Here is a 22,709-nt window from a genome sequence, read left to right on the forward strand (position 1 = left end):
GGTAAGGTGAGGAGATGAGTCATAGCAAGTATAATAACAGTAATAATGCTAGGTACATGCCCAATCCTATACATGCATCAACCCCTACACCTACACCTACACCTACGCCCACATCCATATTCCTGAAGAGGCTTAGTGCATCTGTAGAGGAGCATGATGGTAGCAGGATAGTGCTTGCATTAGACCTATCCAATGATGTACGAGTTGAGAAGGTATGCTCAATAATAGATGCTCTAGCAGGATACATATGCAGTGTAAAGATGAACATGCACCTCCTTCTTCCTCTAAGCATGGATGATGTAAAGTATATAAATGATCGTGCCCACTCACATGGGCTACAGAGCATAGCAGATATCAAGTTGAACGATATCCCTAGCACTAACAAGGTTGCAATTGATAAGCTAGCAGAGTCTAACTTTGATGCTCTAACAATCAACCCGATAATTGGACTTGATGCATTGAAGGATGCTATACACAATGCACATAGTAGAGGTATGGGTGCTATAGCACTTGTGTATATGAGCCATAAGGGTGCTGAGAGTAGTTATGGTATGCGTATAAAGATAGTGCATGGGGAGCAAGAGCAGGAGGAGGATGAGCAACAGAAGCAACAACAGCAGGGAGGGGATGTGCAAATGCAACTACAGCAACACTCTCCTTCTCCATCCACAAGCATATACAGGGTATTCCTTGGATGGGCTCTAGCAGCAGGTGCAGATGGTATAGTTGTAGGCGCAACTAGACCAGAGATGATAAGGGAGTGTAGAGCATACATTGAAGATGCTCATATGCATGTTGCTATATTCTCACCTGGGAGCGGTGCTCAAGGAGGAGATCCATCAGCAGCGTTGAGCAATGGGGCAGATTACATAATAGTTGGTAGAAGCATACTTGGTGCTGATGATCCAGTAAGAGAGGCATCAAGACTTGCTAGGATATCCTCAATATCACGAGGATAATATGCCTCTAAGGAACTCATCAGCATCCCTGAGTATTATCTTTGAGTTGTTGTAGGTTAGGAGGTTTAGGGCATCATCAAACCTACCCCATCTGTAATCGTTATGCTCATACGATAGTTTAACCTCATCCTTGCTTGTCTTTGCAAGATAGAATACAACAACCTTGTGCACCAACCTCCCAGCCCTCCTATACATGTACTCAACCATCCTCCTGAACCCTTGGATGAACTCAACATCATCTATGCATGTCTCCTCCCTTATCTCCCTCTTCACAGTACTCAACTCATCCTCCCCCTGCTCTATATTACCTTTAGGGAAGTCCCAGTGCCCAGCATGGTAGTGCAGGATAAGGTATATAGGCTCTCTATCCTGTAGACGGAAGAGTACCGCTCCAGCAGATCTCTCTTCTAGCATATATAATGCTGTAATGATACTTTTTATATATTTTATATGTAATTATAGGTATGTGTTGGTTCATTGTATATTATTAATTAGATGCCTGCTAGTAGTATGCATACCTTCCTATCTACCTACCTATCTACCATAACTACCTTCAATCATCCTTATAATTTACTTCATCAACATCACTAGCATTACTGCTGTTACTATTACTACTAGTAGTATTCTTACTTGCCTTGGTTGTTGATGATGCTCTCTTCCTGTAGTACTCATACACAAGCGTTACTGCTATCAGTGTTACAGCAAACCCTAGGAGTAGGGATGAGACTAGACTGAATGGATTTGCTTCCCCCTTGATCATGAGTATCAACTGCTGTACTGGTATATAGAAGAGCCCAAGTACTACCAACCTTAATGCATCACTTATGGCCTTTATGCTACTCCTGAAGATATTGCTCAATAATCTGCCTCCAAGTATAACACCTATACCTATCCAGAGTAGGGGGAGCATGTTGATGAGGAATGCTGTTATTATATCCTTGTTCAAGATTATGTTCAATGCATCATGTCCCTCAAGCATGCCCTGCACGTTAACGTATCCTGTCTCTAGAGATGCTATAACTATTATTATACCTGCTACTATGGAGAATACCCTGACGAAGTTTGATGGCGTTGTGCTCTTTGTTATGCTAAGCAATGTTCTATCTACATCGAATGCCCTAACGAGGAATATCGCTCCAAGTATTATTGAGAGCATAGGTAATGCGTAGTCTGCAAGGTTGAGTACTATAGAGAGTCCCCCTGCAAGTAGGAGTGCACCAGGTATGCCTAGGAAGAACTTGGAGTATCTAGGATCATATATCAAGGACCTTAGGTATCTAGCAAGTAATGCGTATGAGTACTCTACACTCCTGCTATGCTTTATTACAACCCTCTGCACAGATATAACTGGCACTATACCCTGTATCACTGGGAGCACTGACTCATCATCTGAACCATCAGATACCATAACAACAGCATCAGCACTAAACCTCTTCAGCACACTATGCAACTGGCTCACTATCCTCTCATCAGCCTCAACACCTCTCCTATATGAGCCTGAGAGCAGGGCTATCTCACTCTTATAGCCCTTGCTTACCAACTCCTCATACACCTTGACAGCAGCAAATATAGCATTAGAGTCTGCATCCTCTGGATCCTCTATAGCAAGCCTTACACCAGCGTTTATGCACTCATCCCTGCCTACTACAGGTGTACCTATACCTGCCTTTGAGCCTATATCATCATCCCTATCTATGCAGAGTACAAGTATACTCTTATCCCTTCTTACCTCACCCCCTCTCTCTATACCTTCCCTCTCCCTACTACTTATCATCGGATGTAGATGGTAAAAGGAAAAGAGATATAACCATTATGGGTTTATAACATGAGAGATGAGGGTTGTAGATGATGCTAGTAATAAGAGTACTCCAAACTATGCTGGGAACATAATATACATACTCGCTGGACTCCCAGAGTTCCTCAGAAAGCCTATGATGAGGAATAGGCTTAATGAGTTCTTCACACTCCAAGAGGAGGATAAGGTAGAGATGATAAGGAATGTTGTAGATGCTCTTCCAAGCATGGAGATGGGTACTGTAGCAAGGCTCTTCAAGACCTGGCTTGAACTGCTCCACGAGTTCGGTGATGAGAGGAGGAATAGCATATTCAGCATATACGCTAGAGTCATGGTTAGCAATGCAAGCAAAGTAGCAAGGATAGACTTTGCCCCATTACTGCATGTGTTAAACTCCCTTGATGTGGATGTGAGGGGTGCAACGGTAGCAAGTATTAAGCGTGTACTTCAAGAGATGGATGAGGAGAGCAAGAGGACGCTGTTGAGTAGCATACCAGAGAACGTTCTAAGGGAAGTAGGCTTGCATTCTTGATCTTATCTTATCATTTGATCTTATTATCTAGGTTTATGCCTCTTCATCTCTCTGGTATATACAGTATTGCTGATAATACAAATCACTTCTTATCTGGAACCCTCTCCTCCTCCTTGCTTACATCCCTCATACCCTGCCCTATCTGCTCCAACCCAAAGAATATCCTCTCATACCTCTTAAGCATCTGCCTATGCTCTGGTATAGACATATCTAGCCTGAGATCGTTTATTACCATTATGCTATACCTAGTCCATTCATTCCAGCAGTTGTTGCAACTACCATAGCTCTTTGCCCTAGCATCCCTCTCTATGCTCTCATCTATCTCGCTACCACACTTTACACATCTTACCATATCATGGGTTGGTGCTTATGCTTATTATATATTGTTACCTTATGGATGAGTATCTTTACCTAGCCATAGAATTAACTAGCCATAATTATAAGATGGTAAGAGGATATATACAGATGCTTGAGATGCTTTCTTCATCATCTTCATCATCCTCATCATCATAATTACCTTCTTCTTCTCTCTTCTTTCCTCACCATCTATATACATCCTTTCCCTCATTCAATACCAACAAGGCAAAACCGTTATTAGTTTCTTCACCGAGTATAGTATATGCGTGTTAAATGCCCCAAGTGTGGCTCAATAGCTGTGTTGGAGGATAACTTCTCTCGTGTAAAGTGTGATAAGTGTATGCTAGATGTGACCTATGGGGAGTATGTTAGGATACTAGCCTACACTGATCCAAGGTACAGGGATGTGCTGAACGATTACAAGTTATGAGATAATTGTAAAGTTAATGAGCAAGAAGAGGATAGATTAGAGTAGGTAGGTAGATAGATGGGCTGAAGGCTAGATGGAGCATAGGAGTTGAAGAGGAGTGGTTGAGGAAGCAGACATGTTTATGATCATCTATGCTCTTGGGATGTTACTTGGCATAGCCTTAGGCTTGCTCACGTACAAAGGTTATACCATAACCAAGAGCCCTACCATGCTAAGATTATCTATAGCGTTCATCTCAATAGGCTTGGGCTTCATGATGAGTATAGCAGAACTATACATAGATGCATATAGCATGGTATCAACAACCTTAAGCACTATAGGTTATGCATTCATTGCACTAGCATACAGTGTACAGAAGGGGTTCAAGTACATGGTACCACTGCTAATCCTTCTTACATTCTCCATATACCCATTCTTCACAATCCCTGGTAACTCATTAGAGTATGTTACAAAGGCAATAGCATTCATGCTTATAGTGTATGGCTCAACACAGTGCATGATGCTCTCTCTAGCAAGTAGGAAGGCTACATCCATGATTATAGCAGCAGGGATAACACTTCTAGCAGTAGCAGAGTTCATAAGCTGGTATGGTATGATATTCTATAGTGCATACTATACCTATCTAGCAGGTCTCATCAAGATATCTGGAATCTCTTCCATACTTCTCACGGTATATACGCTAACTAGGAGGATAGTGAGGATAGTAGGATATAATAATAATGGTGATGGGGATAATAATTAATAAAAATATAGCGATAGTTAGTACTCCTCCTCTACCTCTTCCTCATAGTCGTAATCTTCCTCCTCAAAATCCTCCTCAAAATCCTCCTCAAAATCCTCATCGAACTCCTCTTCTTCCATCTCCTCTTCTTCTAGCATGACTCTTTACCAGCAAGCAATCTATTAATAAGTATTTTGGTTTAGATATAAGATGCTTCCATTGCTACTACAATGCAATGAACAGGGTATAGCAAGGGCTGCTACAATAGTGAGAGAAGGAGGGGTTATAGCCTATCCTACAGATACAGTGTATGGATTGGGCTGTGATCCATACAATGAGGATGCTGTTGAGAGGGTCTTCAGGATAAAGGGGAGGGAAGAAGGTAAGGCAGTACCATTATTATGTGCAAGTGTTAAGGATGCTATGAGGATAGCATACATGGATGAGAGAGCCTTGGTACTTGCAAGGCACTTCTGGCCTGGAGCATTGACCATACTCGCTAGACTCAAGGATGCTAAGATATCTAGCAGGATAGTAAAGGATGGAAAGGTAGGGGTTAGGGTACCAAATCATGAGCATGCATTGAGGCTAATAAGCCTATGCAATGGTGTGCTTGTAGGTACTAGCGCAAACCCATCTGGTATGAGTCCAGCAGTAAACGCAATGCAGGTCATGGCTATGCTTAATGGGTTGGACGCTATACTTGACTGTGGAGAAGCAAATATTGGCAAGGCATCGACAGTATATGATGTAGAGAAGGGTATGATTATAAGGGAAGGGGCTATAGCAAGGGAGGAGTTGGAGAGGTGTCTCATGGAGTACAGATGAGAGATATGTTAGCATGAGTAAATTTTATGGTATGAATAGTAGTAGGAGGAGGGGTAGGAGGGGAGAAGGAGAAGAAAAAGGTAAAGAGGAAGAGGAGAAGAAGGAGGGAGGAGAGTGAGAGGGGAGAGATATTGAAGAGATCTGACTTTAACATGCTACTAACAACTTACAGGCATGCAGAGAGGGATGCTAGGGATGAGATGGTAACGCTCATGCATGAACTCTTCAAGGATGAAGGAGAGGCTAAGGTTGGGCTTGTAGATGTATGGTATACAGGGATCTCAGGCTTGCTTGCATGCAGATCCAGCATAGATCCATTCAAGGTTGTTAGATCGCTTAGGAGCATTGCTATGGATGAGCCATGGAGGATAAGGTATATACTAAGACTCATCCCTATTGAGAAGGTAGTGAATACAAGTGTAGAGGAGATAAGCGATGCTTGCAGTGAGTTAGCATCATTGAAGATAGGCAAGGATGAGAGCTTTAGGATAACGGTTGAGAAGAGGATGATGCATAGCCTTCATAGTATGGAGATTATAAAGGCAGTAGCATCAAGGATAGATAGGCGTGTAGATCTCACCAACTATGATTGGCTAGTGCTCATAGAGGTTGTAGGTAAGGTTACAGGGGTAGCAGTGCTCAAGTATGATGATGTATTCAGTAGCATAAAGGTTAAACGCTCGTTAGCAGACTCATCTGTGTAGAAGGTTTGCCCTCTCTGCAAGTATGCTAACGAGTTTATTGCTACTTATACATGAGGTTAGTTCCTGCTCACTTATCCCATGTATACTTGCTAGATGCTCATATACAGTACTCTTCTTCTCCTCCTTCTCCTCCTTCTCTTTCTCTTCCCCTTCTCCTCTTAGTCCAACCTCAACCTCATCGTCATACACCCTCTTCACCCCATCCACTGCCTTCAGCCTATCCTTGAATGATATGAGGAGGTTATAGTAGTAACTACTACTGTCATCATTCTTCTCCTCCTTCCACTCCTCTCCCTTCCTTCTTCCATCATCTTCTCCACCCACATCATCTTCCTTCATGCTCCTACTATCATAAGCATCCTCTTCACGTACTACTGCTACAAGTAGTGCCTTTCCGCTCTCCTTCTTCAACCCAACCCTCTCTATAGCATCTGATATCTGCCTTGTACATGCTAACCTCAGTATCATATCAACCTCAACCCTCTTTGCTAGCATGCATGACCTTCTCTCAGCCTCAAGTGATTGAGCAAGAACCTCTAGGAGATGATCTCTGCCAGCAATGCTATCTGCATCTACAACCTGTACAATGATACCATTCTCTTTCTCTTCAGTAGCAAGAGCCCTAAGCCTTCTAACAAACTCCTCTGGCTCTTCAAGCGAGAGATCTACAGTAATGTAGATGAGCATTACATGATAAACATATTCATCGTTGATCAACCTTAATATCATACTATAAGCAACCACCATGTACAACTGTTAGGATGCTAACCTGATCCCCATCCTTTATAACCGCATCAAACCCTCCAAGGAGTGAGGCTTCCTTCCCATTTATAACAACGAGCAGGTTGCTTGGAGCAAGTAAGCCATTTGCATCTCTATTCATACTCATGGATGCCAAGAGTGCAAGCAAGTCTTTTAGAGTGATCACCTCGCCCTCTGCATCAAGATCAATAACATCTCTTCCTAGCAATCTCTTAACACCTCCAAGTAATCTTACCTTAATCTTAACCATACCGTCATCTTCTTCTTATATCTATCATGCTGTATCATCAGCAACAGTATTAGCCTTCTCTACACCCTCGTTCTCTATATTACTACTATTACTACCATCACCAACCTCATCCTCCTTATCCTTCTCATCCATTGTAGTTGTCTGAGCAGAAGCCTTCCTCATTATATGCCTTGTTATATAACCTGCAACTTCGTTCCTCAACTCCTTAGATCTAAAGATTGCTATCTTATCAAGCAACTCCTTGTTGCTCTCAAAGTCAGTGCTGAACATACCATCATACCTCTCGAGCAACTGCATGGCTATCCTCCTTATCCTATTCATATGGGTAAAGACTCGTAACGATAGTCTATTTATCTCTTTATAATGAACTAGGTATGTGGTTGTGAAGAGGCAGGATTTGAAAAAGTTATAAATAAAGAGCATGCAAATCTGCATTGCCATCTGCGGTGGTCGTCTAGCATGGTCTAGGACAGCAGCCTGCCACGCTGCTGACCCGGGTTCAAATCCCGGCCACCGCATACTTATATATTGGATCGAAGGTGTACAGCAAAAAGGCTAGAAGGAGAGAGGATAATGGATTAAGGGGTAATAGCGGTACTGCTGATACCACTGCTGATATCACTGCTGTTAGTACTATCGATACTATTGCTACTGTTACACCTGTTGATATAGCAGAAGCAGTAGAAGATATCTATGGATATCATAGACGCCTAACCTACCATTTAAGTAGGATAGAGCGAGAGGTAAGCAACAACACTGATGAGGAGACTGTTAGGGGCTTTATTAACGCACTATTCATACATGGTATAAAGATAGGTAGAGTTGTAACATATGCCCAGTTCTCCTACGAAGTACTCAAGATCATGAAGAGGCTTGGGATAGAGAAGAGGCTAGAGGATCTTGCTAAAGGAGATATGACAGGATAGCCTTTGCAGTAATAAACAACAGAGGTTGGAGCAATGCAACTATAGCAGTAGCATTGAGGGTTCTTAAGAGGCTAGTGCACTATGCAAAGCATAGGGAGGTTGCAGAGGGTGAAGGTAGTTACTGCAAGGAGGCAGCGCACATAAAGCCAGATCGCTACAATAGGAAGGCTATGAGGGAAGAGACTGTAAGGGCTACAGACCTCCTCAGCAAGGAGGAGTTCCTTAAACTTGTTGATGCGGTAGCAAGAGTGAGCAGGTATCCAGCAAGGGATAGAGCGCTATTATATGTAATGTATGAGTTTGCCTCAAGACCATCTGAGCTCTTGAATATGCGTATAGGTGATATAGTATTCCATGAGGGGTATGTTGAGATTACCACGAAGGGTAAGACCGGTAAAGACACTCACACTTGTGCTCTCATACAGTGCATTAAGGGATTGGTATGAGCAGCATCCTGCAAAGGATGATCCATCTGCATATCTCTGGTACTCAAGACCAAAGGGCAGGATATCCTACCAAGGTTAAGGAGGTTCATAAAGGACCTTGCAAGGGAGGGAGGCAGGTATAAGGAAGAGGGTATGGTTGTATCTGATAAGGCATACAGCATTAACGCATGTAGAGAAGGAGTATGGCTCATCTATAAGTGATATATGGGAATTGGAGGAAATGTTCTCCTATAAGGAATAGATACATACATCTAGCAAGTTCAGATCAGAGGGAAGCAGTACTAAGGAGGTATGGACTTATAAGGGATGATAGCAATATAGCATATAGATAAGTGATATACTAGTTATGTAACAAAGCAGTGGTTGTCTTATTTCTTATAATTAATATTATGGATAATGAGATATCAACTATATCTACAGGATGATTCATTTACTTACCAAAAATAAATAGAAGGTGAACCTAGAGTCTATAACCAAGTTGATCTCCACTCTCTGCTACACCATCAACGTTAGGACTATCCTGATGCCATATCTGGTCATCTGGTGATGATGCCTGTAAGCCTGAGGATGAGCCATACAGTATATTGACAGCTCCAGCATCTAATACACTACCTACACTCTCAAATGGTACACCTACTGCTAAATCATCTTTACCATCGTTGTTGAAGTCGCCTGCAGCTAGTGACCAACCAAATGAATCATTGGTCTCTGCTACATCTTTTACACTAGAAGTATCTTGGCTCCATGTCTGATCTGCTGGTGATGATGCCTGTAAGCCTGAGGATGAGCCATACAATACCTGTACTATACCAGCTTCAAATATGGTGGGACTACCTATATCCTCAAATGGTACACCTACTGCTAAATCATCTTTACCATCGTTGTTGAAGTCGCCTGTAGCTAGTGACCAACCAAAGAAATCAGTGTCTTCTGCTACACCATCAACGTTAGGACTATCCTGATGCCATATCTGGTCATCTGGTGATGATGCCTGTAAGCCTGAGGATGAGCCATATAACACATTAATAATGCCAGCATCTGTTATACTACCTATATCCTCAAATGGTACACCTACTGCTAAATCATCTTTACCATCGTTGTTGAAGTCGCCTGTAGTTAGAGAATAGCCAAAGAGATCAAAATCTTCTGCTACATCTTTTACACTAGAAGTATCCTGATGCCATATCTGGTCATCTGGTGATGATGCCTGTAAGCCTGAGGATGAGCCATACAGTATATTGACAGCTCCAGCACCTGTTATAATACCTACACTCTCGGCTAGCACACCTACTGCTAAATCATCTTTACCATCGTTGTTGAAGTCGCCTGTAGCTAGAGAATAGCCAAAGTTATCTCCGATCTCTGCTACATCTTTTACACTAGAAGTATCCTGATGCCATATCTGGTCATCTGGTGATGATGCCTGTAAGCCTGAGGATGAGCCATACAGTATATTGACAGCTCCAGCATCTGTTATACTACCTATATCCTCAAATGGTACACCTACTGCTAAATCATCTTTACCATCTCCATTGAAGTCACCTGCAGCTAGTGACCAGCCAAAGTTATCTCCGATCTCTGCTACATCTTTTACACTAGAAGTATCCTGATGCCATATCTGGTCATCTGGTGATGATGCCTGTAAGCCTGAGGATGAGCCATACAGTATATTGACAGCTCCAGCATCTGTTATACTACCTACATTCTCGGCTGGCACACCTACTGCTAGATCTGTGTAGCTATCTCCATTGAAGTCACCTGCAGCTAGTGACCAGCCAAAGTAATCAAAATCTTCTGCTACATCTTTTACACTAGAAGTATCTTGGCTCCATGTCTGATCTGCTGGTGATGATGCCTGTAAGCCTGAGGATGAGCCATATAACACATTAATAATGCCAGCATCTGTTAATGTTCCGAACTCCTCAAATGGTACACCTATTGCAATATCTTCATAACCATCTCCATTGAAGTCTACTATTTGATCTGAACCTTGTGCATAGGCACTGTTACTGTTTCCTATTCCATAAAATGGTGTTGTTATAGATGCTAGTACAAATACCATACCTAGAAGTGTAGCGGATGTTACTGTCTCTCTTCTTTTCTTTGATCCACCTACTTTGTTGAAGTTGTTATTCACATCACTTCTCTTCATTAATATTATATAGCAGAGCTTCTATATAAGATAGTATGTGACTCATAGTATGTAACTCAGCAACCATAACTATACACATTCATTATGCCATACACTTCTATAATGCTAGTTGTATAGGAAGATTACTACTATTATTATGACCATAATAACCCTTACCTATACTAATACTACCAATACCACTAGTAATACTAGCATCCTCTTTGCCTTACATGCTAAACAAAGGTCAGAGAAGATATTAAGCATAGCCTCATCTAAGGAAGCATGATATAGCAAGAACTGTATATTCTATGCTTATGCTGATATGATAAGGCAGAAACTACTGCTAGCGCATTACCATACTACTTGTATTAGCCTGCATCGATAGCAAAGTAGCCTTGTTGACGGCATTGACAGCAAAGTACAACACTTCATTTACTTGAAGAGTAACAACAATAACGATTATCTATTGATGATAAGGGCAAGGAATGGGGATAGGTTAAGGTGCTAGCAATGCTCCAATATAATAGAGGATGCTGTCTTCCTATCTTCCTCCTCTTCTTCTTTCTCCTTCACTGACAATAACAAAAGTAATACTGATATCGTTAACGATATCGCTAGCGTAACCGTTGTACCCTCTGAAGGTACAACGGATTAGAGATCAAATGGCAATAGCAATAGTAGTAATAATAGTAGTAGCAATAACAGTAGTAATAGGAGCAACTAGAGACAAATATAAATATTAGTTACTTCTATATCGTTCTTAGCCTTTTGGACCTTGTTCAGATATGAAATCTATAAAGATTTGAACAGAAAACTATAAATCCCGCCGATCGCACCAAAGTCCTGTTAGACAAGTGATGGTTATGACTACTAGGCTAAGGTAATGATACATGCCATATTCTTATTTCTTCACACTCACAAAGAACTCCCCAAGCATCTTTACCACAAGTTTAGCCTCACGTATGTGTATGGCCTGTACCTTGATCAACTCCTCAACATCAACATCATAGAGTTTGGCAACCCTCTCTGTTAGGTATAACATGAACTCTATCTCCTCATCATCACTAAGCCCATCGTTCATATCTCCCATGTTGGCTAGTATGTAGTTCAGTATAGATGCAGCCTTGTCTATGTTCTTGTTGTTCTTGCCCCCCACATCTTTATTATTTGCTCTTAACTATTTATAGCATATGCTATGCCAGCCAACTAGCCAACCAACTAACTAACCTATTAATAAACAGATAACTAATACCACTGCAATCACTTAATTGTTGGATCATCCATGCTTATGTATCATCTTCATAACAACATCCTTCAGATGCTCTCTCAACCCAGGTTTGTTAGCATCTATAGCAGTGAACCTTACCCTTGCAACTGGCTTATTTATCCTTAGCCTCCTTGTTATATCTGCTGGTGTAGCAAGTATTATAGCATCACAATCAGCAGCATTAAGGGTATGCTCAAGTTCAAGCATCTGCTCCTTGCTGTAGCCTAGTGCTGGTACTACATTGCCTATCCATGGATACTTGTTGTAAGAATCCCTTATAGAACCTACAGCATAAGCCCTTGGATCTACTATACTACAGTTGAGCATCCTAGCAATGTATGAGCCTGCACCCTCACGCATCTCACCATGTGTTACACTCGGTGCATCCTCAACTATTACAACCCTCTTACCTCTCACTCTATCTGGAGCATCAATGTATGCTTCAGACCTTACAGGGAAGATGCGTGCATCTGGGTTTATAGCATTACACCTCTCAACTATACCCTTGACTGTAGATTCATCAACGAGGTTGATCTTATTTATGGCTATGGTATCTGCTCCTCTAAGGTTTGCTTCTCCAGGATGGTAGAGCATTTCATGCCCTGCCCTTGTAGCATCTGTAACAACTATTGTGTGCTCTGCCTTATAGAATGGCATATCGTTGTTCCCCCCATCCCATAATATGATATCACTATGCCTCTCAGCCTCCTCAAGCACCTTAGCATAATCAACACCAGCAAGCACCTCATACCCATGTTCTAGATGCACTATGTACTCTTCCTCCTCCTCTAGAGTAAGTTCGTACCTTGATAGATCATCCATGCTCTTAAAGTGCTGTACAGGGTAGAATCTACCATATGGCATTGGATGCCTAACTATCACTGGCTTCAACCCCTCCTCCTTTATAACATCTGCTACAAGCCTAGTTATGGTGCTCTTGCCAGCCCCTGTTCTCGTTGCAACTACAGCAATAACTGGCTTCCTTGCCTTAAGTTGGGTATCCCTTGGACCTAAGAGTGTGAATGATGCTCCAGCAGCAAGTACCCTTGATGCTATATGCATTACATGCTCATGGGATACATCGCTGTATGAGAAGAACACATCATCTATACTATGCTGCCTTATCAACTCTTCAAGCATATGCTCAGGGTAGATGGGTATACCTTGAGGGTATAGAGAGCCAGCAAGCTCTGGAGGATAAACTCTATCCTCTATATATGGTATCTGTGCTGCTGTAAATGCAATTACTCTGTATGCTGGATTATCCCTGAAGAAGACATTGAAGTTATGAAAGTCTCTTCCAGCAGCTCCCATAATTATTGCCTTTCTAGCCTTCATCTTACTCTCTACTCCCTTGCTTACTATTATAATATGCTTCGTTGCATAACTAGAGGATATATATTCATCCCTTAACGTTACCAGCACTATAATCATGCTGGATTTATGAGATACGCTTATCTATTGCCTATATCAGTACATACTTTGCGGATTTAATAGTTATGTAATAAAGCATAATTAAGCAAGACTCACACAATATAAGAAATGTATAGAACCTGTTGTAGTAAATAGCCTTATATACGCTTCTAGTGCTAGAGGATATTGTAGTCTTTTATGAGAAGGTTAATGCAATAAAGCCAGTTATAGAGAATATGTATAGAGCAAGTGTAAGAAGGTTAGTAGTAGTTACAGTCCATATAGATAAGGAGGCAGTAGATAAGGCTAAGGAGTTGGGTATAGAGTGTGTATATGGTGATATAATAAGTGATTGATAAAGGATAAGAATAAGAAGGAAGTATTGGATATGTTATTATCTACTACTGCAGTACCTATAACACATTCCTTCTAACCTTCTCCTCTTTATCAACATGTCTTGCCTTCAACCACTAACCTGTTATTCTTAGTATCACGATTCACCATTAATCCAATACTCCTTTAGCCCCAAATAATGTTTTACTTTATGCAGTATCCCAGATATGAAGTTAGACCATCACACATACAAAAAGTCTGTGTATTATACCTTTCAATATTTTAGGATGGATTGCCAATGTACAGAGGGCTAGTATCTTCATAGCGAAAGATTGTCCAGACCTTAATGAGTCAGCTAACTATACAACAAATTTGAAGGTATGTACTTTAACCCCTATCTCATGCGACTTCTTCCTTTTGCTCTTCCTCTTCTAATTCCTCTATCTTTTTAAGGACCTTCTGCTCCCCTGCAACATCACACATCCTCCATATCCTTCTGAACACTTCCTTCCTCTGCCTTGCCTTTTCCTTGTACTCTTTTATAGCCTCCTCCTTTAGTGTACCAAGAACTACATTTCCACTATCTACCCTCATGTAGTAGCTCTCCCCAACAAATGAGCCAACTGCAGGATCTATTTCACTAACAATATCTATTATGAATGTTGATAGCATACCTATATCCAATGCATAACCATCCTCGTGATCATAGCCCAAAAGCCTAAGGAGTAGATTCCCTCCTGTGAAGAACCCTGTGCCTATAACTGCAAATCCAGGGTTGTCATGCACTGGTTCAGCTAAACCCCGCTCATCGAATGTATAGATGGATGCTTTTCCATTACTGTCCACACTTGCTAGAATCATATTGAAGCTTATATTAAGACCCTCCTCACGTAATGCCCTGAACCTAGAGATAAGTGTTGATTCTATCCTATTTACAGCATCCTCAAACTGCTCATATGTTGGTGTTGTGTTATTCCACTCCTTACTGGCTAGATTCTTAAGGATATTCTCACATATCCTATAACTCTGCTTAATTATTGAGGCATCGCCAGCCCCTCCAGCAATAGCAAGTGGCACAGTATCTTCGCCAACAGTTAGATAGATTGGATAAACCTTCCTAGTCTCATAGCTTATAGGACCAACTGTTACCTTGGAGTCAGATGATACCACTACACCCTCCTTCTCATTAACTATCCATTTCAAAGCAAGGATTAAAGTCATACCAAATACTTGTTTTTAATTGGTAGAAGTTATTAAATGTTTAAGCTTCTTTATAAATCCAGATAGAGGTATTAACTTGACATCTGATAGATGTTCAGATAAGAACCTACTGCATAAGGGTTACATTACATTACAATATTATACCATCAAGAGGGGGCGCTTAACACTACCTTTTGTGTAGCAAGCTTTAATATGCCCAAGACCTTTCATTTTTGATACGCGTTTAGCAAGATAGAGAACTACGTTTACCTTTACTGTGACTTTTTGATAAAAATAGCACAATATTGCTATATTCTCATAACAATAACAGCCAATGTAATACCTAACATATAACCTGCAAATACTCTAAAGACTATAAAGAATCTTGCTTTATTAATAAATTTTTAGATCATTTAGTAACTTTTTCTCTTATCTGATCTAACAGCCCTATTTCATCCTTTAGTCTTTTAATAAACTCATCAAGAGATATTAATTCTCTATTCTTAATATCTAAAGTATAGAATTCAACTCTATCACCTAGGTGTACCTTTCTATTCTTTAGATCGTTTAGATGCAAGAAGAATCCTAAGTTATCCATAACCACATTAATCTTCTTTATCTTGATTGAAGAAACATTCTCGTACTTCTCAATAGTCTCATCTATCTTCTTCATAGCATTTACTCCTTCTCCAAATAATATTTCTACTTCATATACTTCATTACCTACCCGAATATCAGGGATAACACTATCAAGATTTTTTTCTACTAATATTTTATCTTTTATCTCTGAAATAGTTGTTAGCTTCTCACCCTTCTCTCTTAGTTTACGAACCAGATAGCTTACTAAGAATACCTTGATATAATAATGAAGGGGTGACTCTTTGACTTCTAACGAGCGATTTGTAACTATCTCAAATATTCCCTCTTCATCTTTAATCTTACTTAGTTTCTTCTCGAATGCATCCCTAGCATCATTAAATACAGTATCAAATTTAGCAGCTAGCTTATCAGCATCATCTAATGCATACCCCCATAGAAGGTTGGCAAGTCTTTCATTAAGGGGTTTTGCCTCCAAGACGATAAGTTTGAATCCATTGTTAAGCGCTTTTCTTATAGATTCTAGTTTCTTCTTATACTTGTTAAACATATCCCGATTAGATGTTCTGAATATAATGAATCCTATTCCAGTAAAGAATGCATCAAATCTACCTTTTAGTTCATTATCATCTATATTCTCCCACGGATATTTATTATCGCCTTCCTTATAATCAAGCTCTATTCTTATTATCGTATCTGAGGGATCCAGCTGCTTCTCAACTTTATTCTTCCAGTATTCATCATACTTAGAGATAATTAGTGGATGCTTTAATTCCCTACCTTCTATCTCATGATAAATCCTATTATAGAGTTCCTCTAAGAAGCGGATATAACTATTATCGTTGCTATCTAGAAATAGTATTACCTTTTTATCCTTACTTCTAATCTTATGCCCACACCCATTCCCACCTTCAAAGATTAACTCGAAGATATCCGGCATTGTATCAGATGTACCATCGCCATTGCCAGGAGCTGCCCCGCCCTGTACTAACTTAGTTGTTTCAAGCTCTTCATGTTCTTGCATCTTAGTGAGGGAATCGATGTTCCTTTCAGGTATCTCCTTATCAAGTAGAATATCTGGCTTATCTCTAGTTGGAGGTTCTTCTGATATGGAGATAAGCTTAGGTATCTCCTTATCTAGTTGTCTTTGCTTAGAAGATATAGGCTCTTCTAACCTTATGATAGGTATAATAGATGCTTCTATCTTTCTATTCCCTTTATTGGCAGTACCGTTCTCAGTCTTCTCGTAGATCTTTTCAATTCTCTTTAAATCTTCTTTAAGTTGCTCGCTGATAGTTGAATCAAAATATTCTAAACGAAACCTAGGAAGAAGGATCGTTTTTTGCTTATTATAAATAGGAACTTTAACCTTTGGTAGTATAAGTCTTGGAATCTCTCTAATATTTATATCGAATGCAAATTGTATTGAAGGTTTAGGAGGATCTTCTATCTTAATAATAGGAACTTTAACCTTTGGTAGTATAAGTCTTGGGATTTCTTTAATATTCGTATCGAATGCAAATTGTATTGAAGGTTTAGGAGGATCTTCTATCTTAACTATTGGTATAGCTACTCTTTTCATAGGCCTGATGGTTCTTTCTTTTTCAGTTTCAGGAATTTCTCTGCTTGCTTCTACTTTACTATGTATTACAGGCGATACTACCTGCTCTGTTTTGTGAATAGTTTTGGTCTCTTCTTTCTTTTTATCGTCTCTTTTATCTTCACCTTTCTCCTCTTCAGCCATTACCTTCTTATATTCCTCTTTGTTTGTTGTTTGCTCTTCTTGCATGTGTCCACCCCTTAACTTTCATAGCTATCCAAGTTAAGATAAGAAATACCAGAATAGGTACCATGCTGATAGATTCTTACTAAACCTGTAAAAAGATACGGTGATATCTCGTCTAATCTATGAAATATTGTTAAGTTAGAGTCTTTTACTGTGATCCCTCTATACTCAATCCGCATAGATTGAGGAGACGTGTTACCAAGCATATTTCTAACCTTATTTTCATATTCATCTTTTAAATAGGGGAAAACTGTAAAATATTCTTTAAATATCTCTTCAAGCGGAGATGACCTACTTATGTGCTTCCATATGGCTATATTTAATTTACATATAGATCCTCCAAAAGATATACCGGGTTTACGAGAAATAAATTCATACTCAGGCCAACCCCATAGCGTATAATCGTTGTATATACTATATTCTTGAGTAATATCAGGATGCCAACTAAGTTGTGTCAAACCAAATTCTTCCTCTAAAAACTCAATTATCTGATCTATTTTAGGATATGCTTCTTTCATAAATCTGTAAGGTATCTGTCTTATAGACCACAAGAAGAATGTATAATAATTATAGTTGATCGAAATGCTCAATGCAGCATGGTAAAGGCCTTCAATCAGTTCTTTAAGTTTGTTAGGATCTCTTTTAAGTACTGTATAATCCACTTCAGGTTCATTTGGTTCAACTAGTCTCTGATTAGTAACTGCTCGTTCAGCAGACTCGTATATCTCGTTAACGAATCTAATAAATGATGTTTCCTCAACTTTGACTGGTATTTTTGTAATTTTACCTTCTAACTTTAGATATTGAATATCACTGATCTGTAAACCAAACAATCTCTTATAGAATCCGGCTAAGCTCTCTTTTTTATAAATCTCTTTCTCAGTTAAGTCGATACCCCCTAACAAAAGGGGCAGATCTTTCTCATCTACACTAGTTAGAGGAAGATCATTAAACTCGTTCTTCAGATTTTGGTAGAACTCTTTGATGACTAACGCATTATTACGCAAAGGTATAAGAAAATTGTTTATATAATTCTTCCATTCTTCTTTGTTTGTATAATCTATAAAATCTGCTACTTTATCATAGTTATACATCTTCCCTCCCCCTCCATATTAAAGTATTGCAATAAAATTCTTCTATTTGGTATTTCAAGTCTCTTCTTCATGAGGTATAAATATATGCTGAGTAACTATATATGTTTTGCTTGTTACACAATAGATGATGTCAAGATAAGAACTTACCTAAAGATCATATTTATTTTATTTGTAAGTAAGTATATTGCTTACCCTACCTATCTCATCTACAGTATGATAGATAGCATAGTAGCAATGGTTAAAGAGAAGAAGGTATTCAAGCGTAACAAGGTACCAGTAGATATCAAGGTTATAGCAGGTTTGATCTACCAGTCTGGTCTATCATATAGGAAGGTATCTATGCTTGGTAGATTCAGCCATGAATCTGTTAGACTATGGTACAATGCATTAAGGAAGGCATTACCTATACCTGACTGAGAAGAGGTATAGAAGAGCAGTAGCTGTAGATGAGACAAAGGTAAAGCTTGGTAACGAATTTGTATTTGTATGGGCTGCTAGGGATGTAGATAGCAAATAAAAGAAGTACTAGCAGTAAGATGCTCATTCACAAGGAGCAGTATAGATGCAGAGAGAGATTATACTTAAGAAGGTATTAGAGTACTGTACAGATAAGCCATTGATGTATACTTGTAGATAAAGGACCATGGTATAGATCAGCATTAGATTCATTAGGATTAGAGTACAGATATGTTACATTTGGTGAACGTAACAGCATTGAGAGATGGTTTCGGTATACTGAAGAGTAGGTTAAGGCAGTTCTATAATAGATTCCCATACAATGCAAGTATCAAGAGTATACAAGTATTCATGGAAGCATTCATGCTATTCTACAACTTTATAAGAGTGAAGTGGTTATCTTGACACCATCTAATCTACCATCAGATCTTTTTTTAAATACTTACTTGCTAACCTCTTCAACTACTATCCTAGTCTTTATGGGCAACTTGCTAGATGCTACCCTTAATGCCTCCTTTGCTTTCTCTACATGCTGCTCATTCACATAAACCTCGATTATCGTTTGACCATTATCAACCCTTGCTGCTAACCCAACTGGCTTACCAAAGGCTCTCCTCATCCCCTCCTGAAGCCTATCTGCACCTGCAGCTGCTATCATCTTATTCTCTCTAAGCACTATATGAGGATATACCTTGAGTACACTAAAGAAAGAACTCTCCCCTATGCTCTGAAGTATCTTGTTTGCTGCAACCCTAGCAGCCTCTAGAGCATTATGCCTTATCTGTGCCCTACCATCATCAGACACAAGCATAACCTTGTGGCTGTATTCTCCAGCAACGCCTCCAGTGAACTTTGCTATCTTTGGCTGAGGAACTCCTGCTATATACTCCCTCCTAGCATATGCCATGCCTACGGCAGCCCTGTAGTTCCTACCCTTCATAACCATACCTCTTACAACAGTGAATTTAATCCTATCGTTTAACTTTAAATTATGATCGTGTAAGTTAAAGCCCATGCGAAGGGAGAGAAAGGCGGTAGAGAATGGGGGAGGTGAAGAAGAGGGTAGAGAGATACTTGCCATGCTCAAGGATGATAAGGTTATTGTAGATGATCCAGATGCTATGGAAGAGTTGAGGAGGAAAGGCTATGGGGATAGAGATGAGAAAGATGGAAGATACTTCCTGTACATGTATGAGGCATTATACCTACTCTACACCAAGAGGATGATTGTAAGAAGAAGGGATGGGGATACTCTGAGTTTCCATGAACTGGTTAGCGAGGCACTCAAACATGATCCAAGTATATGGACGAAGTTCCTCATCTATAGAGATCTTAGAAGTAGAGGCTATGTTGCAAGGGAAGGCTTTGGGTTCGGCAATGATTTTAGGGTATATGAGAGAGGTGAGTATAGCATAAAGTCAGCAAGATACATCGTATTTGGGCTTAACGAGGGTAGGGAGGTTAAGATAGATGATCTCAGCAGGATGGTTGAGCAGATATGGAGTATGGGCAAAGAGCCTATAGTTGCTGTTATAGAGCGTAGAGGAGAGGTCATATACTACAGTGTTGAGAGGATGCGCTTTGCTGAGTTGAAGAAGGTCTCTATACAATCTCTGGATGAACTCAATAAATAGCAATCAATCAATAAATAAATAAAAATAAGGCACCATCAATTCTCATATACAAGAATCTACATATCAGTTTAAAAGCATGCTAGTGTAATCATTATCATGGCATCAGAGGAGAGAGAGGTTGGTTATAGTGCTCCCATAGTGCTATCTGTGATTGCTGGAGCACTGATACTTACAGGTGCATTACTACCCCTCGTATGGTACTATATGCCAGCAGGTATGGGTATGATGATGCAGGGTAGAGGGATGATGGGCATGTATTATGGATGGTCAGGACAGTGGCAATTGCAGTATCTAGGCATACCATATGCAAGCATAGTTGGGCTAGTATCTGGCTCCCTTGTGTTACTAGGCTCTATAATGCTTGGCAGTAAAGGGTATGGGTACAGGGAATGGAGTATACTTATACTTGCATCATCCATAGTAAGCCTATTGAGCATGGGAGGTTTCATAATAGGCTCTATACTTGGCATCATTGCTGGTGCTCTAGCATTATCCAGATCCTCTAGACTTATCTCTAATAAAATATAATTATTCTATTTTTAATCATGAGAATCCACATAATATTTTAATATCTACTAAGATAATATATAGATAGATGAAGGGGAGAGTTATTGAACTCGATGGTGATATAAGACTAGGTCTGAGCATACCATTGTTCATAGCATCAACACTCTCACTTGCAACAGGTACTCTAGTAGGTATGCTAGGCATATGGGGTGCAAGTGCATGGGGTAAACCAGTACCAGAATGGGAGAAGTTGGGGCATGCTCATACTGCATGGTGGAGTGTGTTGATAATGGTAGCAGCAATACTTATGCCTTATGCAAGCCTTAAGCCAACAGTGAAGAGGCTTATAACCATAGGCACATTCATAGGACCAGTACTCTGGATAGGCATGATTGCAAGTTACTATGAGGTAGGAGGACCTAAGATATGGCTCTTCACTGGTGAGGACATAGTACAGACATATTATGAGCTACCCATACTTGGTATTGGTGCATCTCTACTTGAAGTTCTAGGGTTCTCATCTCTAATGTTTGTAGGCTTGTCTGCTGCAGGGGTGAAGATACCATATCTATACAGTAAACCTGAGCAGTCAAGGTTCGATCTGATATCTGATGTTTATGTACCAAGGAAGATCTTCCTCATACCAACACTAACCATAGCTGCTGGAGTGCTAGTAGGCTTTGCACTTACTGGGATATTCAAGGTTACCAATACACCAATAGAACCCGCTGCGCTAGTTCAGTTGCATACACATCCTGCAATGATTGCTACAAGTGCTATGCTCATACTTCTTGCTATGAGTATACTCAATGTTAGTAGCAGGGTATTCAGATTGGCATACAGACTTATGTGCATCTCTCTCCCTGCAATACTTATTGGACTGCTCCTATTCAACCTGCTTGCATTACATAGCTTTGTATGGGTAATTCCAGCAGGTATATACTATGCACTATTACTCCTCTCAATCCCTGCAATATTCGTTGCTGGTAGGAGTAAGAGCAATGAAGAGTATAAGCATGGATCTGTTTCTGGAGAGTCTCCGTTACTACAACACATCACACTAGCATCATCAATAAGGCTCTCAGTGGTTATATGCCTATCCATACTTGCAATACTGGTTGGTACAGGAGCATATATAGCACTAGCATATGATACAACCCCTTATACTACAGTCACATACAAGCAGCCAGAAGGCTCCCCATATCCAGGGCCATACCCAGATGAGTATATAGGAACTGCTCCTGTAAAAGGTACGCCTAGAGGGTTGGAGAATGCCCACCTAAGTCCCGGGAGCTGGTTCCATGTAGCAGTAACATGGTTGCTCGTACTTGCCCTCTTTGGCAACAGGTTATTTGAGAACAGGATAGGATTACTTAACCTCCTCATATTCACAATACCTATGGCACCGCTCTTCAATACACTTGGTAGATACCTAGCATGGCTTGGGATACCAAATGGTATAGGCGCACTTTGGTTTGCAGGACATCCACTGAAGGGGTTCAACATAGTAGTGCTCTTCATAATAGGGTTGATATCACTTTATGCAATTAGTAAGACTAGAAGGGGTTGACTCTTTACCTT

Annotated in this window: 29 protein-coding genes and 1 tRNA gene; 16 read left to right on the plus strand and 14 right to left on the minus strand. The window is 40.1% G+C overall.

Annotated elements, in window-relative coordinates; all coding sequences use genetic code 11:
* Positions 1–14 precede the first annotated feature (14 nt).
* Positions 15–959: an orotidine 5'-phosphate decarboxylase gene (locus CRG89_RS04670; RefSeq protein ID WP_103287163.1), complete on the plus strand. Its 945-nt coding sequence runs from the start codon at positions 15–17 to the stop codon at positions 957–959.
* On the opposite strand, the gene CRG89_RS04675 is transcribed toward CRG89_RS04670, so the two are convergent.
* On the minus strand, positions 948–1,373 hold the full coding sequence (locus CRG89_RS04675) for a bis(5'-nucleosyl)-tetraphosphatase (protein ID WP_103287164.1): 426 nt from the start codon (positions 1,371–1,373) through the stop codon (positions 948–950). The two genes, CRG89_RS04670 and CRG89_RS04675, sit on opposite strands and share 12 nt — an antisense overlap.
* A gap of 139 nt (positions 1,374–1,512) precedes the next feature.
* The gene (locus CRG89_RS04680; protein WP_103287165.1) at positions 1,513–2,733 is read right to left on the minus strand and encodes a DUF373 family protein; all 1,221 of its coding nucleotides are present in this window, start codon (positions 2,731–2,733) and stop codon (positions 1,513–1,515) included.
* A 58-nt stretch (positions 2,734–2,791) separates the two neighbouring features.
* Here CRG89_RS04680 and CRG89_RS04685 point away from each other — a divergent pair, with 58 nt between their 5' ends.
* Entirely contained in the window at positions 2,792–3,286 is a 495-nt protein-coding gene (locus CRG89_RS04685) for a hypothetical protein (protein WP_103287166.1), read from the plus strand.
* Between the two features lie 82 nt (positions 3,287–3,368).
* Here CRG89_RS04685 and CRG89_RS04690 read toward each other — a convergent pair whose 3' ends face one another.
* Together CRG89_RS04690 and CRG89_RS08740 are read right to left on the minus strand one after the other, a co-directional pair.
* Complete coding sequence (locus CRG89_RS04690; RefSeq protein WP_103287167.1) at positions 3,369–3,638, minus strand: Fe(2+)-trafficking protein; 270 nt, start codon at positions 3,636–3,638, stop codon at positions 3,369–3,371.
* A 75-nt stretch (positions 3,639–3,713) separates the two neighbouring features.
* Positions 3,714–3,854 (minus strand): hypothetical protein, encoded by a 141-nt coding sequence (locus CRG89_RS08740; RefSeq protein ID WP_158648724.1) that lies wholly within the window; start codon positions 3,852–3,854, stop codon positions 3,714–3,716.
* 51 nt (positions 3,855–3,905) lie between these two features.
* Here CRG89_RS08740 and CRG89_RS08925 point away from each other — a divergent pair, with 51 nt between their 5' ends.
* From CRG89_RS08925 to CRG89_RS04710, 4 genes are all read left to right on the plus strand, one after another.
* Positions 3,906–4,073 carry a hypothetical protein gene (locus tag CRG89_RS08925; protein ID WP_168174134.1) on the plus strand — a complete coding sequence of 56 codons (168 nt, stop codon included), beginning with the start codon at positions 3,906–3,908 and terminating at the stop codon, positions 4,071–4,073.
* Positions 4,074–4,170: 97 nt separating this feature from the next.
* The gene (locus tag CRG89_RS04695) at positions 4,171–4,815 is read left to right on the plus strand and encodes a hypothetical protein (protein WP_103287168.1); all 645 of its coding nucleotides are present in this window, start codon (positions 4,171–4,173) and stop codon (positions 4,813–4,815) included.
* Positions 4,816–5,004: 189 nt separating this feature from the next.
* Entirely contained in the window at positions 5,005–5,622 is a 618-nt protein-coding gene (locus CRG89_RS04705; RefSeq protein WP_103287169.1) for an L-threonylcarbamoyladenylate synthase, read from the plus strand.
* Between the two features lie 131 nt (positions 5,623–5,753).
* The gene (locus CRG89_RS04710) at positions 5,754–6,326 is read left to right on the plus strand and encodes a THUMP domain-containing protein (protein ID WP_158648725.1); all 573 of its coding nucleotides are present in this window, start codon (positions 5,754–5,756) and stop codon (positions 6,324–6,326) included.
* Here the strand turns inward: CRG89_RS04710 and cgi121 are convergent.
* The 3 genes from cgi121 to CRG89_RS04725 are packed head-to-tail and all read right to left on the minus strand — an operon-like array spanning position 6,315 to position 7,659.
* The gene (gene cgi121, locus CRG89_RS04715) at positions 6,315–7,073 is read right to left on the minus strand and encodes a KEOPS complex subunit Cgi121 (protein ID WP_103287171.1); all 759 of its coding nucleotides are present in this window, start codon (positions 7,071–7,073) and stop codon (positions 6,315–6,317) included. The genes CRG89_RS04710 and cgi121 overlap by 12 nt on opposite strands.
* Positions 7,057–7,338, minus strand: a complete 282-nt coding sequence (locus CRG89_RS04720) for a MoaD/ThiS family protein (RefSeq protein ID WP_103287172.1) — start codon at positions 7,336–7,338, stop codon at positions 7,057–7,059. The genes cgi121 and CRG89_RS04720 overlap by 17 nt, the downstream gene beginning before the upstream one ends.
* A gap of 24 nt (positions 7,339–7,362) precedes the next feature.
* Complete coding sequence (locus tag CRG89_RS04725; protein WP_103287173.1) at positions 7,363–7,659, minus strand: hypothetical protein; 297 nt, start codon at positions 7,657–7,659, stop codon at positions 7,363–7,365.
* Between the two features lie 122 nt (positions 7,660–7,781).
* Between CRG89_RS04725 and CRG89_RS04730 the strand changes: the two genes are divergently transcribed.
* The 4 genes from CRG89_RS04730 to CRG89_RS08745 all read left to right on the plus strand — a co-directional run bounded on the left by CRG89_RS04730 (position 7,782) and on the right by CRG89_RS08745 (position 8,951).
* Positions 7,782–7,856 (plus strand) — tRNA-Gly (locus CRG89_RS04730).
* A 21-nt stretch (positions 7,857–7,877) separates the two neighbouring features.
* Positions 7,878–8,264, plus strand: a complete 387-nt coding sequence (locus tag CRG89_RS04735; RefSeq protein ID WP_103287174.1) for a hypothetical protein — start codon at positions 7,878–7,880, stop codon at positions 8,262–8,264.
* A gap of 53 nt (positions 8,265–8,317) precedes the next feature.
* Positions 8,318–8,710 (plus strand): site-specific integrase, encoded by a 393-nt coding sequence (locus CRG89_RS04740; RefSeq protein WP_103287175.1) that lies wholly within the window; start codon positions 8,318–8,320, stop codon positions 8,708–8,710.
* A gap of 97 nt (positions 8,711–8,807) precedes the next feature.
* Positions 8,808–8,951: a hypothetical protein gene (locus CRG89_RS08745; RefSeq protein WP_158648726.1), complete on the plus strand. Its 144-nt coding sequence runs from the start codon at positions 8,808–8,810 to the stop codon at positions 8,949–8,951.
* A gap of 219 nt (positions 8,952–9,170) precedes the next feature.
* On the opposite strand, the gene CRG89_RS04745 is transcribed toward CRG89_RS08745, so the two are convergent.
* The 3 genes from CRG89_RS04745 to CRG89_RS04755 form a co-directional block, all read right to left on the minus strand.
* Positions 9,171–10,862 carry an FG-GAP repeat protein gene (locus tag CRG89_RS04745; RefSeq protein ID WP_103287176.1) on the minus strand — a complete coding sequence of 564 codons (1,692 nt, stop codon included), beginning with the start codon at positions 10,860–10,862 and terminating at the stop codon, positions 9,171–9,173.
* An 880-nt stretch (positions 10,863–11,742) separates the two neighbouring features.
* Complete coding sequence (locus tag CRG89_RS04750; protein ID WP_103287177.1) at positions 11,743–11,997, minus strand: hypothetical protein; 255 nt, start codon at positions 11,995–11,997, stop codon at positions 11,743–11,745.
* A 120-nt stretch (positions 11,998–12,117) separates the two neighbouring features.
* Complete coding sequence (locus CRG89_RS04755; RefSeq protein WP_103287921.1) at positions 12,118–13,446, minus strand: GTPase; 1,329 nt, start codon at positions 13,444–13,446, stop codon at positions 12,118–12,120.
* Positions 13,447–13,694: 248 nt separating this feature from the next.
* On the opposite strand from CRG89_RS04755, the gene CRG89_RS04760 reads away from it, so the two are divergent.
* Positions 13,695–13,877 carry a hypothetical protein gene (locus CRG89_RS04760; protein ID WP_103287178.1) on the plus strand — a complete coding sequence of 61 codons (183 nt, stop codon included), beginning with the start codon at positions 13,695–13,697 and terminating at the stop codon, positions 13,875–13,877.
* Positions 13,878–14,253: 376 nt separating this feature from the next.
* On the opposite strand, the gene CRG89_RS04765 is transcribed toward CRG89_RS04760, so the two are convergent.
* The 3 genes from CRG89_RS04765 to CRG89_RS04775 all read right to left on the minus strand — a co-directional run bounded on the left by CRG89_RS04765 (position 14,254) and on the right by CRG89_RS04775 (position 18,531).
* A complete protein-coding gene (locus CRG89_RS04765; RefSeq protein WP_103287179.1) occupies positions 14,254–15,057 on the minus strand; it encodes an Ntn hydrolase family protein in 804 nt (267 codons plus the stop codon).
* 406 nt (positions 15,058–15,463) lie between these two features.
* The gene (locus CRG89_RS04770; RefSeq protein WP_103287180.1) at positions 15,464–17,440 is read right to left on the minus strand and encodes a hypothetical protein; all 1,977 of its coding nucleotides are present in this window, start codon (positions 17,438–17,440) and stop codon (positions 15,464–15,466) included.
* 11 nt (positions 17,441–17,451) lie between these two features.
* Positions 17,452–18,531, minus strand: coding sequence for a hypothetical protein (locus CRG89_RS04775; RefSeq protein ID WP_103287181.1), 1,080 nt, complete (start codon positions 18,529–18,531; stop codon positions 17,452–17,454).
* 213 nt (positions 18,532–18,744) lie between these two features.
* Between CRG89_RS04775 and CRG89_RS08750 the strand changes: the two genes are divergently transcribed.
* Together CRG89_RS08750 and CRG89_RS08755 are read left to right on the plus strand one after the other, a co-directional pair.
* Positions 18,745–18,948: a hypothetical protein gene (locus CRG89_RS08750; RefSeq protein ID WP_148695177.1), complete on the plus strand. Its 204-nt coding sequence runs from the start codon at positions 18,745–18,747 to the stop codon at positions 18,946–18,948.
* A 270-nt stretch (positions 18,949–19,218) separates the two neighbouring features.
* Complete coding sequence (locus tag CRG89_RS08755; protein ID WP_158648727.1) at positions 19,219–19,392, plus strand: hypothetical protein; 174 nt, start codon at positions 19,219–19,221, stop codon at positions 19,390–19,392.
* A gap of 37 nt (positions 19,393–19,429) precedes the next feature.
* Here the strand turns inward: CRG89_RS08755 and CRG89_RS04785 are convergent, their stop codons facing one another.
* Complete coding sequence (locus CRG89_RS04785; RefSeq protein ID WP_103287183.1) at positions 19,430–19,927, minus strand: 50S ribosomal protein L16; 498 nt, start codon at positions 19,925–19,927, stop codon at positions 19,430–19,432.
* A gap of 73 nt (positions 19,928–20,000) precedes the next feature.
* On the opposite strand from CRG89_RS04785, the gene endA reads away from it, so the two are divergent.
* The 3 genes from endA to CRG89_RS04800 all read left to right on the plus strand — a co-directional run bounded on the left by endA (position 20,001) and on the right by CRG89_RS04800 (position 22,698).
* Positions 20,001–20,621 (plus strand): tRNA-intron lyase, encoded by a 621-nt coding sequence (endA, locus tag CRG89_RS04790; protein WP_197706732.1) that lies wholly within the window; start codon positions 20,001–20,003, stop codon positions 20,619–20,621.
* 96 nt (positions 20,622–20,717) lie between these two features.
* Positions 20,718–21,149 carry a hypothetical protein gene (locus CRG89_RS04795; RefSeq protein WP_103287184.1) on the plus strand — a complete coding sequence of 144 codons (432 nt, stop codon included), beginning with the start codon at positions 20,718–20,720 and terminating at the stop codon, positions 21,147–21,149.
* A gap of 67 nt (positions 21,150–21,216) precedes the next feature.
* Positions 21,217–22,698, plus strand: a complete 1,482-nt coding sequence (locus CRG89_RS04800; protein ID WP_103287185.1) for a hypothetical protein — start codon at positions 21,217–21,219, stop codon at positions 22,696–22,698.
* The last annotated feature ends 11 nt before the right edge of the window (positions 22,699–22,709 follow it).

Source organism: Candidatus Nitrosocaldus islandicus, assembly GCF_002906215.1.
GTDB lineage: Archaea > Thermoproteota > Nitrososphaeria > Nitrososphaerales > Nitrosocaldaceae > Nitrosocaldus > Nitrosocaldus cavascurensis.

Coding starts and splice junctions, on each gene's coding strand:
- CRG89_RS04755 (WP_103287921.1), bottom strand. CDS start 13,446: ATGAAGGCTAGAAAGGCAATAATTATGGGAGCTGCTGGAAGAGACTTT.
- endA (WP_197706732.1), top strand. CDS start 20,001: ATGCGAAGGGAGAGAAAGGCGGTAGAGAATGGGGGAGGTGAAGAAGAG.
- CRG89_RS04690 (WP_103287167.1), bottom strand. CDS start 3,638: ATGGTAAGATGTGTAAAGTGTGGTAGCGAGATAGATGAGAGCATAGAG.
- CRG89_RS08925 (WP_168174134.1), top strand. CDS start 3,906: ATGCGTGTTAAATGCCCCAAGTGTGGCTCAATAGCTGTGTTGGAGGAT.
- CRG89_RS08755 (WP_158648727.1), top strand. CDS start 19,219: ATGTTACATTTGGTGAACGTAACAGCATTGAGAGATGGTTTCGGTATA.
- CRG89_RS04795 (WP_103287184.1), top strand. CDS start 20,718: ATGGCATCAGAGGAGAGAGAGGTTGGTTATAGTGCTCCCATAGTGCTA.
- CRG89_RS04785 (WP_103287183.1), bottom strand. CDS start 19,927: ATGAAGGGTAGGAACTACAGGGCTGCCGTAGGCATGGCATATGCTAGG.
- CRG89_RS04745 (WP_103287176.1), bottom strand. CDS start 10,862: ATGAAGAGAAGTGATGTGAATAACAACTTCAACAAAGTAGGTGGATCA.
- CRG89_RS04770 (WP_103287180.1), bottom strand. CDS start 17,440: ATGCAAGAAGAGCAAACAACAAACAAAGAGGAATATAAGAAGGTAATG.
- CRG89_RS08750 (WP_148695177.1), top strand. CDS start 18,745: ATGATAGATAGCATAGTAGCAATGGTTAAAGAGAAGAAGGTATTCAAG.
- CRG89_RS04725 (WP_103287173.1), bottom strand. CDS start 7,659: ATGAATAGGATAAGGAGGATAGCCATGCAGTTGCTCGAGAGGTATGAT.
- CRG89_RS04680 (WP_103287165.1), bottom strand. CDS start 2,733: ATGATAAGTAGTAGGGAGAGGGAAGGTATAGAGAGAGGGGGTGAGGTA.
- CRG89_RS04800 (WP_103287185.1), top strand. CDS start 21,217: ATGAAGGGGAGAGTTATTGAACTCGATGGTGATATAAGACTAGGTCTG.
- CRG89_RS08740 (WP_158648724.1), bottom strand. CDS start 3,854: ATGAGGGAAAGGATGTATATAGATGGTGAGGAAAGAAGAGAGAAGAAG.
- CRG89_RS04685 (WP_103287166.1), top strand. CDS start 2,792: ATGAGGGTTGTAGATGATGCTAGTAATAAGAGTACTCCAAACTATGCT.
- CRG89_RS04775 (WP_103287181.1), bottom strand. CDS start 18,531: ATGTATAACTATGATAAAGTAGCAGATTTTATAGATTATACAAACAAA.
- CRG89_RS04670 (WP_103287163.1), top strand. CDS start 15: ATGAGTCATAGCAAGTATAATAACAGTAATAATGCTAGGTACATGCCC.
- CRG89_RS04720 (WP_103287172.1), bottom strand. CDS start 7,338: ATGGTTAAGATTAAGGTAAGATTACTTGGAGGTGTTAAGAGATTGCTA.
- cgi121 (WP_103287171.1), bottom strand. CDS start 7,073: ATGGTGGTTGCTTATAGTATGATATTAAGGTTGATCAACGATGAATAT.
- CRG89_RS04675 (WP_103287164.1), bottom strand. CDS start 1,373: ATGCTAGAAGAGAGATCTGCTGGAGCGGTACTCTTCCGTCTACAGGAT.
- CRG89_RS04705 (WP_103287169.1), top strand. CDS start 5,005: ATGCTTCCATTGCTACTACAATGCAATGAACAGGGTATAGCAAGGGCT.